The following is a 14,631-nucleotide window of genomic DNA, read 5'->3' as shown; positions in this document are numbered from 1 at the left end:
CATCACCAGTAATCGTGTCACTTTGATTAGTGCCAATAACATCATCAAAATTGGTCACCGTAAAAGTTAAGACCGGACCCCCCAATACCTGCAAATTGTTAGTCGATAGGCCTAAATTGACATTAATAGACGCGGGAGATGCTGCCCCGGAAGCATCAATTGTATTGTTGCTAAATCCAGCGTTGGCAATGATAGTTTCAACTTGGAACAGTTGATCTGTGGCTCCACCGCCTTTGAGAACAGAGCCAGTCGGTAGCAGGATAATGCTGCTGCCAAAACTGCCGTAATTGGCCACATCAGTCCCCGTACCACCATTTAAAAAATCACTGCCTAAACTGCCAAAAAGAGTGTCATTGCCAATTTCCCCTGAAAGATAGTCATCCCCACTACCGCCGTCGAGGAAGTCATCACCATCACCACCATTAAGGACATCGTTACCGCCTAGCCCAAAGAGTCTGTCGTTGTCAACACCACCCTCAATGGTGTCTGCGAGAGAGTTACCCGTGAGAGTGTCATTGCCCGTCAAGCCCAGAATTATCCAGTTATCCACAGCTAGTGCCGTGAAAGAGTTGAAGCCGAAGATGTCGATGTAGGTTTGAGGCATATTACGAAAGTTAATGTCAAGAAATGTTAATGTAAAAATATTAGTAGTTTAGTTAAGTTTTGTAAACCCCTTAATAAAACTTAATATTTGTTCGTGGAAACACCCTATCCCGACGACGGGTGCATCTCATACTGGCGAAAATAGCCACAATCGGCAATTATCGGTGACTCTCATTTAATACACATATACTAACAAGTACCTGTAAGCATCTCACCGAAAAGCTAATGTGCGCTGGCGTTTGGGGACGGCACTCTGATCACAGTCTTCTCCTCCCCAACGGGGGTTGGGAGGTAGAATACCGCAAGGGCTTGGATTGAGCGATAAAATCGGAAGTAATAAGTAGGTGGCTGTTAAAAATTGTCAGACACCCCCTGATTAAAGGTAGGACTGATTCATTCTCCGAATCTAATTCTTTTGTTGCTACCTTTAATCGCTTATGAGGTAAGCAAAGCACGACGTTTTGAAAAATTTTCAGATATTTATTCCGAGAAATCGACTAAAAACTTTGCCAGATAAGGATTTGAGAGAATGACATTTGAGAGAATGAAACGACCCTACCTGATCAAGGGGGGCAGGGGGAATCAAAGACAAAATCTATCTTCAATTTAATTGAAACCAATTACTTACTAATATCATTTTTCAAAAGTAATGAGAGACTTAGTTGATCATTTCAAAGCGCAATTGCTCTCTGAAAAGGGAATTTCGCTCTCAGATGTTAGTCACGATTATTGAAAATTGGTATAATCTAGGAGAAATTTTGACTTTCTTATTCTATTAATATGCCAACTTATCCTGATATCTCCAGTCAAGCTTTTAAACATCCCCTAGATCAGCAGGCTGAACAGGCATTAAGATCAGTTCCGGGGTTTGACTTATTAGCGAAAAGTTTTTCCGAATATCTCTATGAACGTCCCCAGCAAATTTTATTGATGGGCAATGATCTAAAAGTCGGCCCGCGTCAATACGCCACTTTATACGGTATCTATCGCCAATGTCTGCGGGATTTAGATATGTCCCCAGAACCGAATCTTTATGTCAGTCAAAACCCTTCAGCGAATGCCTATTCTTTGGGTTCTGAACATCCCTACATTGTCTTTAATACTGCCCTTTTAGACCTCTTAGATGAAGAAGAAATTCGAGTAATTCTTGCCCACGAATTAGGACATTTAAAATGCGATCATAGTATTTTAATTCAACTGTCTTTTTGGGTGATGGGGGCGGCTAATTTGCTTGGGGACATCACTTTAGGACTAGGAAAAGCCATTACTACTGGTCTAGTTTATGCCTTTTATGAATGGCGAAGAAAAGCCGAATTATCCGCAGACAGAGCCGCTTTATTAGTTACCGATGATTTAAATTTAGTCCTGAGAACTTTAATGAAATGTGCAGGAGGAAGTCAAAAATACCTGCATGAATGCAACTTAGAAGAATTTATTCGCCAAGGGGAGGCCTACCGACAATTAGACCAAGATAACTTAAACCAGATTTATAAATTTATCATTTATAATGGCGGTAATGGTTCCTTTTTAACCCATCCTTTTTCCGTAGAAAGAGTGCATTATCTACAGGAATGGTTTAACTCGGAATCCTATCGTCAAATTCGCCGGGGAAACTATGCCAAAACAGGGGTAAAAAGCTCAATTAATGTTGATGCTAATGATAGGGAAAGCGAAAGATTGCAGCGACAAATAGCAGAACTACAAGCAGAAATTGAACGGGCAAAAAGACAAAGAAACCCTGAATAATCTATACGAAGGCAGGAGACAGGATTCAGGAGATTGCCTTTATTTATTCTCCCTTCTCCCCACACCCTACACCCCACACCCTACACCCCACACCCCACACCCTTTACTGATCACTGAAAATTCTCTTGTCTGTGTTTTGCCGATTTGGTGAGTACAATAGAGGTATCGGGGACCGAGAATGGCAATTCTCCCTACGATGATCCATAAACACTTACCCCCACTCTCTTTTTTTTGTTCTACTGCCCATGCTCCAAGATACCCAATCCATTCGTTACTATCAAAGACTAACCGATGACATGGTGGATCTTTGGCACCGTGGCTCCCGTTTTGATGAGATCCGGCTATATGTAGAAGGCTATTTAGCCTGTTTACGCGATTCTAGTTCCATAGAACCCTATCTAATTCATCGTCTCGAAGAAGAAATATTTCGTTTTCTGCGAGATCCTTCTAATTTTGAATATCTCTCCCCCCAAACCCAAACCCAAACTGAGGCAGATTATGGCTATTATTAACCTTTACTCTTGCCTCATCTCCACAAGCAATTTAAATGCGCGGACAGCTGATCAGGACAATTGGGGATTTTTACGAGAGATTTACTGAGCTTGACAGGAACGAGATTGGGTCATCTGTAGAACAATAGTATCGATCGCTTTCACCAGGGCCTGTCCGGAAACCCGTTGATTATTAACGATAATGCTAAATAACATCGGTCCTTGGTTGGGGTGTTCTAGATAACCCGATAGGGCCCGCACACCGGTAAGAGTGCCGGTTTTAGCGTAAACTGTGCCAGTGGCGGCCGTCTGACGCATCCGGTTTCTCAGGGTGCCACTAATTCCCGCCACAGGTAAGGAAGCATAGAAAGTATCGCGATTAGGAGAATAATACATCACCCGCAAAATTTCCACGATCGAGCGGGGAGTAGCGGTATTACGGCGGGATAATCCCGAACCATCGGCTAAACGAAAACCACTGGGATTGATGCCCAATTGTGCCAAGATGGCAGTAACATTTTTAGCACCGCCGATAAAGCGAAAAAGAGTGTCAGCGTAGAAATTATTACTTCTCTGATTAGTGATATTAACCCAATCGCGCAGGGATTTTTTCTGAATTGTCGTTTCCGGGTTCATCACCTGTAAAGCGGCAGCCGTGGTAAATAACTTTGTATTAGAAGCGGGGATAAAATAGCGATCAGCGTTATGACTATAAATAACTGTTTGGCGATCTATAGATTCGATTAATATACCCCACTGATTGGGAGCTTGACCGATAACTTTATCTATATTTGCCCCGATCAATTGAGTACAGGTATTATCGATGTTATTGTTTTCTGGCGGGGGAACGTATAATTCTATGGATTCGTTCGACGAGGAAGGAGGGGGATAAACGGAGAGATTAACTTGAGCGATGCTAGGGTAGGCCAAAGCGATAGTGGCTACACTGGCCACTGTCAGGGAATTGAGGCAGTTGAGGAGTTGTTTCATGCTGTGTTTGTGTAAGAGTCTGGTTTCCGTAAGCGTTCGCCCTATTGTACCAGTTGCCGCTCAAGTGTCAACGTTACCTTTCTAACAGATTTTAGCGGCTAATTCACACCAATGCCAGAGAAGAAAGCTTGTCATAGCCCGGAACTGCACTGATACCGCTTGACTGGTGGGAATTTTTCTGGGTTCCAAAATCGTGCTATTTTGATACTGTTGACATTGCTGATGACAATTTGGGGATAATAGAAGCAAAGTCTAGGAAAAGGGATGTAAAACCCATGTATTCTGTCTCAGATGACTCCAAAACAATGACGAATACCAGCCGTCAAACTGTTCTAGAGACGTTAAACTTACAAAAAACTTATCGGACGGGATTCTGGTTAAATAAAAAAATCGAATCCTTGAAAAACTGTACTTTAATTGTCCATGAGGGCGAAACCTTTGGATTATTAGGCCCGAACGGGGCCGGCAAAACCACGCTCTTAAAAACCCTTTTGGGGATTGTCCGACCCACTTCCGGACGGGCCTTGATTCTCGGTCAACCAATTGGCGATCGCTCGGTCAGGCAACGCATCGGCTATCTTCCCGAAAATGCCTACTACTACGACTATCTCACCGGCTGGGAATTCCTACAATTAATCGGCGGCATTTTTAAGATTCCCTCTTCTGTGCAGAAAAAACGCATTCCTGAATTATTGGATTTAGTGGGATTAGACCGCAAAACTGCCCAGAAAAAACAATTGCGTCAATATTCTAAGGGGATGATGCAACGGATCGGTATAGCTCAAGCATTAATCAATGATCCCGAATTAGTCTTTCTCGATGAACCGATGTCGGGACTCGACCCTATCGGTCGCTATCAGGTGCGAGAAATTATTCAATCCCTCAAACAACAGGGGAAAACTATCTTTTTTAACTCTCATATTCTCTCCGATGTGGAACAAATTTGCGATCGCATTGCCCTGTTAGCTCGGGGAGAATTACTCTGTGTTGGTTCCCTCGACCAAATTCTCGGTCGTGCTGATGTCTATCAGGTGATTGTTCAAGGTGGTAGGGAGGATCAACTACAGCAATGGATACTCGGTTTACATTGGCGCGATAATTTTTGGCACGGACAATTACAGGGAGAACCCGATGCTTTTCTGGCTGCCCTGTCTAGTATGGATGCTCGCTTGATTAGTCTTAATTTAGCTCGTGCTTCCCTAGAAGAATTTTTTATCGACCAATTACGTCAGCGCGGTATGACCTCTAGTCAATAGGCACTCTCGGAGCAAATCCGTTTTTAATAGTAGCCAAGAAACATTCTCTCAGATTTGGTCAGGATTAATGCCCAATTCCCGCAGTTTATTGGCTAATCTTTCCGCTCGTTGTTTTTCCTCGTTATAGCTGGTGAAAGCTTGTCCATCGGGATAAAAAAGCAACATTTCTGGTTCCCCCAACTGAAAACGAATGCCTAAACGGGGACTAACCCAATTATCAAGGGTGTCAAGAATTTCTAGCTGATTTTCGCCTCTTATCCAACCACTGGCATCGTTTTTATGGGGATCATAAAGATAATACTCCTCGACCCCATAACGGTCATAAAATAGCTGTTTTTTGGCCATTTCCGTGAGGGTGTTACCCGGAGAGAGGATTTCAAAAACCACCTGAGGACTAATGTTATTTTCTAGCCATTGTCGATAGGAACCTCTTTCCCCTTTTGGTCTCCCAAAAACCACCATGATATCCGGCGCTTGACGCAGTTTATGATCATTTTCCACGGGATACCAAAGTAAATCCCCCGCAACAAAGACATCAGACTGCTCGCGAAATAGCCAGTCTAAATTAGTTTTAATTGTTGTGATCCAACGAAATTGCAAGGTATTATCGGCCATGGGTTGACTATCGCTATCGGGGTAGATAATTTCAGTGACGTTAGTTTTATCTAGTTGCGAAACCATAAGACTAAGTTAAAAGGGAAAAATATAATTCTATAATAGCGGGCATTTGTATTATATAGCAATTTGTCGGCTGGTTTAACAAGGCGTAACCCACCGCCAGGATCCTAGACAGTGCCAAATTGCTGTGTTAGAGTGATAAATACTAGGAATAATCGGTCTATCTTCCTATACTAGCCCCTATGCAAGCATCGGTAGTTACTCTTCAAGAAATTATTCAAGGCAACACACAATATATAATTCCACTATTTCAGCGCACTTATAGTTGGAAAAAGAAAGATTGGGAAGATTTATGGGATGACATAAGCTATTTGTACGGTCAAGAAAACCCTCGTCCCCATTTTATGGGTTCGATAGTTAAAACTCAAGTTTCGCCTAACTCCGGCGTGGTCAATAAATATCTGCTAATTGATGGACAGCAACGTTTAACGACTATTTTTCTGCTCTTTGCTGCTTTGCGAGACGTAGCGAAAGACCAACAAGAACAGGATTTAAGCGCAGAAATTGACAAAACATTTCTTGTTAATCCCTTTAAAAAAGGTTCTGATTACTTTAAAATTCAACCTACTCAGTTAGACCTAGAATATTTTCAGTCTGTAATCCGTGGCAAAATCATCGACAAAGAAAATACCATATCCCAGTGTTATTTCTTTTTTAAAAGAAAGATCAATGAACAATCATATTCGTTAGCTAAACTAACAGAAGTTATCTGTAATCACTTATCTTTGGTCAATATAACTCTTGGTAATGACGACGATCCCTACCTAGTATTTGAAAGTTTGAATGCCACGGGGCAGCCTTTAACTGAGGCCGATTTAATTCGTAATCATTTATTTATGAAGGTTCGTCAAGAGGAGCAACAGACACTATATGATAGATACTGGCTGCCGATGCAGGAAAAATTAGGAGATAATTTAACAGAATTTATCCGTCACTATTTATCAAAAAGTGGGGCAGAAATTAGAAATAACGAAATTTATTCTGCCTTTAAAAATAAACTAGCTGATAATAATCCCGCTCTCTATATAGAGGACTTATATACATTTTCCATGTATTATGCCAAACTAATCACTCCCAGGCTGGAAAATAATTCTAGTATTCGTAAATATCTCGATTCTTTTCAGCGTCTAGAGGTCTCTACTATCTATCCATTTCTTTTAAATTGTTATGATGACTGGGGAAATAGCAAATTATCTGAAAAGGACTTTATAGAGGTTTTAAAAACCCTTGAAAACTTTCTTGTCCGTCGTTTTGTTTGTGGTATTCAGACTCGCGGACTTAATAAAACTTTTGCTTTACTATATTCCCAAGTTCAAAAAGATGCTGCTTTAAACTCTGAACCTTTTATTAAAAGATTAAAAATCTCTCTTCAAAAGAAAGACTACCCAAAAGATAATGATTTTAAAGAAAAGTTAATAACCATCAAACTATACGGAGGAAATCGCAGCGAAAAAGCGAAAATTATTCTCGGTGCGATCGAAGAATCTTTTGGTCATCGAGAAACTGTAGATTTAAGTGATTCTCGCCTGACTATTGAACATATTATGCCGCAAAAACTAAATGATAAGTGGAGAGATTATTTGGGAACAGATGCAGATATTACCCATCAACTTCTTGTGCATACTTTAGGTAATTTAACCCTGACGGCTTATAATGGAGAACTGGCGGATAAAGATTTTTCTCACAAGAAAGAAGAACTCCATAAAAGCCATCTTGAAATTAATAAATACTTTGATAGTATTAACTCATGGCAAAAAGAAGATATCGAACAACGTGCTGAATATTTGGCCGACCGTGTTATAAAAATTTGGAGTTATTTTGGCGATGATTCGCTGCCGGTCAATGAAACTGCATCTGTCAAGGATACAAAACCCAAAAAACTAATTATTCGTGGTAAACAACAAACAGTAAAAACTTGGAAAGATGTACTAATTTTTACCTTGAATACTCTCTACGATCTAGACCCTGAAAAGTTTCAAGAGATTGTGCTAGAGTTTCCTCGCTTTTTATCGAAAGATGACACAAAATTTCGCCGACCTCAAAAACTTGAAAATAATGTTTTTATAGTAGAAACTAATTTTTCGGCCAAAGATATCCACTATTTTTGTGTAAAAGTAGTAGAAACTATGGGATTATCCTCAGAGGATTGGTCAGTCGAAAGAGAACCTAAATAATCACTCCACCATCTCTTGACAAATCGCATTAATTATATATTACTATATCTGGCTCTATCCTGATATTTTTCTGAAGCTAGAAGGGTATATTAAGAGAGATTCCGATCACCGCTTATTGAGATAAATCTATTATGCTTATTTACTTTATTCATGGAGTGGCCACAAGAGATGCTAGTTATGCCAATAAATTAATTAAACTAATTGAAGAAGAATGTAAACGCAAAAATCAGATTATTCCCTACTGTTATGCAGGGTTTTGGGGAAATGTTCTCAAAGGAACCGAAAAGTTATGGCGAGATATCGAGCAAGAATTACAGACACAAAAACAGAAAAATAGTAATTTTAACCCCGAGCAATCCTTTCGCTATCAAAACTTTAGAAAAGAGTATTTATCTTATTTTATCGGTGACGCATTTAGCTATTTAGGCAGCGATCGAGGAAAACAAATTCGCCGCATTATTGCCGATCAATTAATCGATCTTGTTCAAGCTTATCCCCAGGAAACCGAATTACATATAGTCGCCCATTCTTTGGGTACTGTAATCCTTTGGGATCTGTTATTTTCTGAGCGTTTTGATCCTAAGGATCCCGCTCATGAAATTCGTAATCTTATCGGTAAAGAACGGGGCAAACTTTCCCTATCTAGTGTGACAACAATGGGTTCACCGATCCCATTTTTAAATCTAACTCTAGGCATTGATACCAATCAAATTGAAAAATTTATTAGCCAGCATCAAGGCCAGCGTTTGCTCTGGAATAATCTGATTAATTCCTCCGATATTATCGCTTATCCAATTCGTCCTCTTTTTGATTCTATAACCGATGTATCCAAGATTTTAATGAGCGATTATTATCTAGAAGCGACTGGCAATATTTTTGATTCTGTAGAAATTGCTGCCGTAGTATTGAATTCCCTTAATGCTCATACCTATTACCTAGCATCAGATAAAGTGGCCAAAAATATCGTAGAGACAATTTATTTTGATCAGCAGGATTATAATCATGGCAATAGTTACAGTAATAACACTTGTGTTGATCTTGCCATAGAAAGAATAGACAAAATATCTGGAGTGACTAAAAATCTGGCAAAAATGAAACCTTTAAAAGAAAAAATATTACTAGAAGGTAAATTTAAAGATGCCAGTGGTTATATTTATTTAAGCTCAGATTTATATCGTGTCCATCATGTTTATATACAGGACAATCATCAAAATATTGTATATGCTGTATATGTGGGCTGGATTCATGTAGAGGGATTGAAAAATTCTGTCACCGAAATCATCAGACAGCTATGTTATGTCAACGATGAAGCAAAGAATAGCTAATAGCTGCGCTATACTGCCATTATTGAGATTAAACCAGCATTTATGAGTCAATCCCCCCGTATTCTAGCACTCGATTTTGATGGTGTTCTTTGTGATGGCATGATCGAGTATTTTCAGATTAGCAAACGCACCTATGAAACCCTTTGGCCAGAAATAATTCCCGAGGATTTTTTCCCGAGGTTTTCGCAACTTCGTCCCGTTATCGAAACCGGTTGGGAAATGCCTTTACTGTTGCGATCGCTCGTTCTCGATATTCCCGACGAGGAAGCTTTAAATAATTGGCCGTTAATTCGGCAAAATCTGCTAGAAAGGGAGAAAATAGCGAAAAAAGTTCTCTCAAATGCTCTCGATGGTCTTAGGGATCAATGGATTGAGTCGGATCTAGAGTCTTGGTTAACTTTACACCGATTTTATCAACCCGCGATCGATCGCCTGGCCTCTCTTTTAGACTCGGATTTTTTGGTCTATATCATCACTACAAAAGAAAGTCGTTTTGTCAAGCAATTGTTACAAAAAGTAGCAATTAATTTTCCGGCAGCGAGATTAATTGGCAAGGAAATTAAACAGCCGAAATACCTGACTATTCAGCAAATACTGGCTGATTTACCAGAATCTCCCGCTAATTTGTGGTTTGTCGAGGATCGTCTCGATGCGTTGGAATTAGTGCAGCAACAAGCAGATTTAAACGATGTGGGCTTATATTTAGCCGATTGGGGATATAATACCGCCCAAATGCGCCAAAAAGTCGCTCAAGATACCCGCATTAAGCTGTTATCCCTATCTCAATTTGCGGCAGACTTCACCCACTGGTAGAGTCGGTGATGGGGAATATTAAGGTAAACTATCTAACTTATCGTCGTCTAACCCACCCGACATTATCTGTTATAATAAAAAGCGTAGTCGTTATGAGTTGCATTTACGGTTATGACTGTCGAGAATTTAGTCGTTATTGGTTCGGGACCGGCGGGATATACGGCGGCGATTTATGCGGCGCGTGCGAACTTAAAACCCTTGATGTTTGAGGGTTTCCAAGCGGGAGGCATTCCGGGGGGACAATTGATGACCACCACAGAAGTAGAAAATTTCCCCGGTTTTCCCGAAGGAATCACCGGTCCGAAGCTGATGGAAAGAATGAAGGAACAGGCCGAAAGATGGGGGACCCAATGCTATACCGAAGATGTTATCTCGGTGGATTTAAGTCAGCGTCCTTTTACCATTCGTTCCACGGACCGGGAAGTTAAGGCCAATAGTATTATTATCGCCACGGGAGCCACTGCCAAACGCTTAGGATTACCCAGCGAGGCCCAATTCTGGAGTAACGGGATTTCCGCTTGTGCTATCTGTGACGGTGCTACACCGATATTTAGAGAGGAAAACCTCGCTGTCATTGGTGGCGGTGACTCCGCAGCCGAAGAAGCCGTATATTTAACTAAATACGGCTCTCACGTCCATTTATTGATACGCGGGGAAGCGATGCGTGCCTCGAAAGCAATGCAGGACCGGGTGTTAAATAATCCGAAAGTTACCGTTCATTTTCACACCCAAGCACTGGATGTGTTCGGTACAGACAGTAAAATGGCAGGACTACGCATTAAAAACTCGCAAACGGGAGAAATCAGCGAATTAGCCGTTAGAGGGTTATTTTATGCCGTCGGTCACACTCCCAATACTTCCCTATTCCAAGGACAACTAGAATTAGACGAGGTGGGTTATGTGAAAGTCAAACCGGGGACTGTTGCTACCAGCGTCGAGGGGGTTTTTGCCGCCGGAGATGTGCAGGACCACGAATACCGTCAGGCAATCACTGCCGCAGGTACGGGGTGTATGGCGGCGTTATTGGCAGAAAGATGGTTATCGGAGCATAATTTAATCCAAGAATACCGTCAATCAGCCAGTTCTGAACATTACGAGACGAAAACCGTTAGCGAAACCCCGGCCGATACGGAGGAAACTTTTGATATTAACAAAACCCGTCACGTTGGGGGTTATGCTTTGCGGAAATTATTCCACGACGGCGATCGCTTGTTAATGGTAAAATATGTTTCTCCCACCTGTGGCCCCTGTAAAACCCTGAAACCGATTTTAGATAAAGTGGTCGATGAGTACGATGGCAAAATTTATTTTGTGGAAATTGACATCGAAGCTGACCTGGAAATTGCCAAAATGGGTCAAGTAACTGGGACTCCCACGGTACAATTCTTTAAGGACCGGGAATTAGTCAAGGAAATGCGCGGAGTCAAACAAAAAAGCGATTTTCGTCAAGTAATTGAAAGTTATCAATAATCAGTTATCAGTTATCAGTTATCAGATGTGAGTTTTGAGTTTACTGTTTACTGAAAAAGCTCCCCACACCCCACACCCCACACCCCACACCCCACACCCCACACCCTAATTCATAATTCATAATTCATAATTCATAATTCATAATTCCCTAATTCATAATTCATAATTCCCTATGCTAGAGGCTTTACAATTTGATTTTATGCGCCATGCGATTGCCGCAGGAATATTAGTTAGTATTGCCTGTGGGATTGTGGGTACTTTAGTAGTAGTTAATCGCGTGGTTTTTATCAGTGGGGGAATCGCTCATGCTGCCTATGGAGGGATAGGAATCGGTTATTTTTTTGGTATTAATCCTCTGGTGGGGGCGATATTTTTTACCTTTTTTTCGGCTTTAGGCATGGGGTTTTTACAGCGTCGCATCCGCGAGAGAGCCGATACTTTAATCGGGGTGATGTGGGCGATTGGTATGGCGATTGGGGTAATTTTTATTGATTTAACCCCCGGGTATAAAGCTGATTTAATGAGTTATCTTTTTGGTAGTATTTTAACTGTACCGAGGGATGATTTATGGATAATGGCGGGCATAGATATATTAATTATAACCTTAGTTAGTATCTTTTATAAAGAGTTGTTAGCCATATCTTTTGATGAAACTTTTGCGATTATTCGTAATATTCCCGTGGAGATAATTTATTTAGGTTTAATGGGAATAACCGCTTTAACTATTGTGGCAGTAATGCAGGTAGTAGGATTAATTATGGTAATTGCTTTGTTAACTATTCCTGCGGCTATCAGTGGACAATTTGTTAAAAATATGAAGGCAATGATGGTCCTAGCGATTATCTTAGGAATTGTCTTTACTTTGGTTGGTTTATGGTTATCCTATAGTTTAAATCTCACCTCGGGGGCGACAATTATTTTAGTGGCAGGATTGGGTTATTTAATCAGTCTTGCTTGGAAACCTTTCATCCTCACTATCACCAGAAAAATAGCTAATCTTTAAAGCTCTCCCCTAGTTGTGGTGATATAGCATTTATCTTAATAGTGAGGTATAAGGTTTTTATTTTCGGGAGACAGGAGCCGGTCGTTAATACCAAGTTAGGTTATACTTCATCTTTATGATAAACGCCGTAATTTAAAGAAAAAATACCAAATCCGTGTTAATCGCAATGATGATGAAATCCCGAAAGATATACTGTGACTAGATTTATCAAAAGTTTTGCCCGGCGGATTTGGTAAAATCAAGTAATTAATCGAGTTCATCAAACAAAAGTTCCTCTAGAATTGGTCCCATACCGTCATCATCGGGGGAAACTAATTCAACTTTCCCTTCCCCATCACCGACAGCTAAGAATAACAAAGGAGCAAGGGGACTGTAAATCGAGTATTTTTGGTCTTCGGAAAAGAAACTGGCGAGAAATTGCAATTCTTCCGGCTCTGATGACGAGGAAGGAGCATCGCTATCGATTTCTAAACTGAGAACATTATCTTCTTCTAGGGGAGGCAATTCACCACTAACGGTTAAAGTGTGAGCAGTGGGTTTGAGCAATAGGTCTAATTCTGCTAAAACTGCCTTAGCATCCGCAAAAACCCGCTCGATTTCCTCGCTATCTTCGATTAAGAAGGCATCAGATTCTTCTTCCTCCGATTCCTCGTCCCAAGCTAGAATCATCACCGGGGTATCCACGGGGACAAGAAGCATATAGGTAAGGTCATCGGTTTCATAGGCATTCTCAATATAACAGTCTAGTGATCGACCTTGCTCATCCCAGAGGGTTATGACATCCGCTTCTTCGAGTTCGTTTTCTTGAAAATTAAATTGAGGGGACATAGGCTCTCAAACGCTAATGATTGAATCAGAATATCATGAGATGCTCCTCAATCAAGCCAAGAATTCCGGTGCAAATGTTGAAAACCCTGTACATCAGTTAAATTGTATTGTAGGGGCGTGATGGTGATAAAATTCTCGCCAATAGCGCGTACATCCGTAGGCACTTCCGGGGGTAAATGGCTGTAGTCCGGTTGTTCGATATCTTCCACCACTTCCCCAATTAACCAGTAATAACTTTTACCCCTGGGGTCCAGTCTTTTCTCGAAGGTTTCCTCGTAGCGTCGCAATCCCTGCCTAGTGATTTTCACTCCCTTGATTTCGCCACTACTAACCGGAGGGACGTTGACATTGAGTAAAGTGGGAACAGGAAAAGGGTTAAGGGTAACTTTCCTGACTAAAGTGAGGGCAAAATCCGCAGCCGGTTGGAAATCACAAGCTTTAAAACTGGCCAGACTAACGGCAATACTGGGAATACCTTCGATTAATCCCTCCATGGCCGCGGAAACCGTGCCAGAATAGAGGATATCAGTACCGAGATTAGACCCGTGGTTAATGCCGGCTAAAACTAAATCGGGACGCTCTTTGAGGACGGCACTAAGGGCAAATTTTACCGAATCGGCGGGAGTTCCCGAGCAGGACCAGGCAATCACATCGGGGTGAAAAATTCCTTCCACCTGTTCGGCCCGGATGGGATGGTGTAAGGTTAAGCCATGACCGGTGGCAGAGCGCTCGCCGTCGGGACAAACTACGGTGACTTGATGACCGGCGGCAGCGAGGGTGTTGGCAAGGGTGCGGACTCCTAGCGCGGAAATACCGTCATCGTTACTGATAAGTAATTTTAAAGAGCGATCGCTAGTCATGGGAAATTTCTACTCTACTGCGCCGGCTAGTGGTATAATGTAATAGTATTTTATCGTGGGTACGTAGCTCAGAGGATAGAGCACCAGGTTCCGGTCCTGGGTGTCGGGGGTTCGACTCCCTCCGTACTCGTTAAGTAATGTAGGGTTGATTCATGAATCAACCCTACCCTTTGGGGGTAGGAGTGCCTTTCTTGATACTCAAGGGATTGAGTATTACTTGCGATTTTATTGCTCAATCCAAGTTTTTGGGGGGTAGAACCCCCCAAACCCCCTAGAGTTGATTTATTGTAGGGTTGATTTATTGTAGGGTTGATTTATTGTAGGGTTGATTTATTGTAGGGTTGATTTATTGTAGGGTTGATTTATTGTAGGGTTGATTTATTGTAGGGTTGAT

At 41.4% G+C, this 14,631-nt stretch carries 14 protein-coding genes and 1 tRNA gene; 9 read left to right on the top strand and 6 right to left on the bottom strand.

What is annotated here, in order from left to right:
• A partial coding sequence (locus PX484_RS14610; RefSeq protein ID WP_409786353.1) for a calcium-binding protein occupies positions 1-604 on the bottom strand: 604 nt, incomplete at its 3' end.
• Between the two features lie 779 nt (positions 605-1,383).
• On the opposite strand from PX484_RS14610, the gene PX484_RS14605 reads away from it, so the two are divergent.
• Together PX484_RS14605 and PX484_RS14600 are read left to right on the top strand one after the other, a co-directional pair.
• Positions 1,384-2,349, top strand: coding sequence for a M48 family metallopeptidase (locus tag PX484_RS14605; protein ID WP_149977018.1), 966 nt, complete (start codon positions 1,384-1,386; stop codon positions 2,347-2,349).
• Between the two features lie 245 nt (positions 2,350-2,594).
• The gene (locus PX484_RS14600) at positions 2,595-2,861 is read left to right on the top strand and encodes a DUF6761 family protein (protein WP_002739044.1); all 267 of its coding nucleotides are present in this window, start codon (positions 2,595-2,597) and stop codon (positions 2,859-2,861) included.
• Between the two features lie 81 nt (positions 2,862-2,942).
• On the opposite strand, the gene dacB is transcribed toward PX484_RS14600, so the two are convergent.
• Both dacB and PX484_RS14590 read right to left on the bottom strand, forming a co-directional pair.
• Positions 2,943-3,830: a D-alanyl-D-alanine carboxypeptidase/D-alanyl-D-alanine endopeptidase gene (dacB, locus tag PX484_RS14595; RefSeq protein WP_287767486.1), complete on the bottom strand. Its 888-nt coding sequence runs from the start codon at positions 3,828-3,830 to the stop codon at positions 2,943-2,945.
• Between the two features lie 81 nt (positions 3,831-3,911).
• Positions 3,912-4,079 carry a hypothetical protein gene (locus tag PX484_RS14590; protein WP_159247994.1) on the bottom strand — a complete coding sequence of 56 codons (168 nt, stop codon included), beginning with the start codon at positions 4,077-4,079 and terminating at the stop codon, positions 3,912-3,914.
• Between the two features lie 26 nt (positions 4,080-4,105).
• On the opposite strand from PX484_RS14590, the gene PX484_RS14585 reads away from it, so the two are divergent.
• Complete coding sequence (locus PX484_RS14585; RefSeq protein WP_004267983.1) at positions 4,106-5,086, top strand: ABC transporter ATP-binding protein; 981 nt, start codon at positions 4,106-4,108, stop codon at positions 5,084-5,086.
• Positions 5,087-5,134: 48 nt separating this feature from the next.
• On the opposite strand, the gene PX484_RS14580 is transcribed toward PX484_RS14585, so the two are convergent.
• Entirely contained in the window at positions 5,135-5,767 is a 633-nt protein-coding gene (locus PX484_RS14580) for a Uma2 family endonuclease (protein WP_287767490.1), read from the bottom strand.
• Between the two features lie 179 nt (positions 5,768-5,946).
• Here PX484_RS14580 and PX484_RS14575 point away from each other — a divergent pair, with 179 nt between their 5' ends.
• The 5 genes from PX484_RS14575 (at position 5,947) to PX484_RS14555 (ending at position 12,549) form a co-directional block, all read left to right on the top strand.
• The gene (locus PX484_RS14575; RefSeq protein ID WP_287767492.1) at positions 5,947-7,938 is read left to right on the top strand and encodes a DUF262 domain-containing protein; all 1,992 of its coding nucleotides are present in this window, start codon (positions 5,947-5,949) and stop codon (positions 7,936-7,938) included.
• Between the two features lie 131 nt (positions 7,939-8,069).
• On the top strand, positions 8,070-9,263 hold the full coding sequence (locus tag PX484_RS14570; protein WP_287767494.1) for a lipase family protein: 1,194 nt from the start codon (positions 8,070-8,072) through the stop codon (positions 9,261-9,263).
• 42 nt (positions 9,264-9,305) lie between these two features.
• Positions 9,306-10,076, top strand: a complete 771-nt coding sequence (locus tag PX484_RS14565) for an HAD family hydrolase (protein ID WP_287767495.1) — start codon at positions 9,306-9,308, stop codon at positions 10,074-10,076.
• A 111-nt stretch (positions 10,077-10,187) separates the two neighbouring features.
• A complete protein-coding gene (gene trxB / locus PX484_RS14560) occupies positions 10,188-11,546 on the top strand; it encodes a thioredoxin-disulfide reductase (RefSeq protein WP_287767497.1) in 1,359 nt (452 codons plus the stop codon).
• 172 nt (positions 11,547-11,718) lie between these two features.
• On the top strand, positions 11,719-12,549 hold the full coding sequence (locus tag PX484_RS14555) for a metal ABC transporter permease (protein ID WP_287667848.1): 831 nt from the start codon (positions 11,719-11,721) through the stop codon (positions 12,547-12,549).
• 246 nt (positions 12,550-12,795) lie between these two features.
• Here the strand turns inward: PX484_RS14555 and PX484_RS14550 are convergent, their stop codons facing one another.
• Positions 12,796-13,377 carry a DUF3727 domain-containing protein gene (locus tag PX484_RS14550; RefSeq protein WP_287667845.1) on the bottom strand — a complete coding sequence of 194 codons (582 nt, stop codon included), beginning with the start codon at positions 13,375-13,377 and terminating at the stop codon, positions 12,796-12,798.
• A 47-nt stretch (positions 13,378-13,424) separates the two neighbouring features.
• Positions 13,425-14,237, bottom strand: a complete 813-nt coding sequence (surE, locus tag PX484_RS14545; RefSeq protein ID WP_066029631.1) for a 5'/3'-nucleotidase SurE — start codon at positions 14,235-14,237, stop codon at positions 13,425-13,427.
• 57 nt (positions 14,238-14,294) lie between these two features.
• Between surE and PX484_RS14540 the strand changes: the two genes are divergently transcribed.
• A tRNA-Arg gene (locus PX484_RS14540) sits at positions 14,295-14,367 on the top strand.
• Positions 14,368-14,631: the final 264 nt, after the last annotated feature.

This window comes from Microcystis sp. M49636_WE2 (assembly GCF_030065375.1).
Taxonomy (GTDB): Bacteria; Cyanobacteriota; Cyanobacteriia; order Cyanobacteriales; family Microcystaceae; genus Microcystis; species Microcystis aeruginosa_C.
Note: the sequence above shows the minus strand (reverse complement) of the source record. Positions and strands in the feature narration are given on the sequence as shown.

Coding starts and splice junctions, on each gene's coding strand:
- PX484_RS14605 (WP_149977018.1), top strand. CDS start 1,384: ATGCCAACTTATCCTGATATCTCCAGTCAAGCTTTTAAACATCCCCTA.
- PX484_RS14555 (WP_287667848.1), top strand. CDS start 11,719: ATGCTAGAGGCTTTACAATTTGATTTTATGCGCCATGCGATTGCCGCA.
- dacB (WP_287767486.1), bottom strand. CDS start 3,830: ATGAAACAACTCCTCAACTGCCTCAATTCCCTGACAGTGGCCAGTGTA.
- trxB (WP_287767497.1), top strand. CDS start 10,188: ATGACTGTCGAGAATTTAGTCGTTATTGGTTCGGGACCGGCGGGATAT.
- PX484_RS14575 (WP_287767492.1), top strand. CDS start 5,947: ATGCAAGCATCGGTAGTTACTCTTCAAGAAATTATTCAAGGCAACACA.
- PX484_RS14600 (WP_002739044.1), top strand. CDS start 2,595: ATGCTCCAAGATACCCAATCCATTCGTTACTATCAAAGACTAACCGAT.
- PX484_RS14565 (WP_287767495.1), top strand. CDS start 9,306: ATGAGTCAATCCCCCCGTATTCTAGCACTCGATTTTGATGGTGTTCTT.
- PX484_RS14585 (WP_004267983.1), top strand. CDS start 4,106: ATGTATTCTGTCTCAGATGACTCCAAAACAATGACGAATACCAGCCGT.
- PX484_RS14550 (WP_287667845.1), bottom strand. CDS start 13,377: ATGTCCCCTCAATTTAATTTTCAAGAAAACGAACTCGAAGAAGCGGAT.
- PX484_RS14570 (WP_287767494.1), top strand. CDS start 8,070: ATGCTTATTTACTTTATTCATGGAGTGGCCACAAGAGATGCTAGTTAT.
- surE (WP_066029631.1), bottom strand. CDS start 14,237: ATGACTAGCGATCGCTCTTTAAAATTACTTATCAGTAACGATGACGGT.
- PX484_RS14580 (WP_287767490.1), bottom strand. CDS start 5,767: ATGGTTTCGCAACTAGATAAAACTAACGTCACTGAAATTATCTACCCC.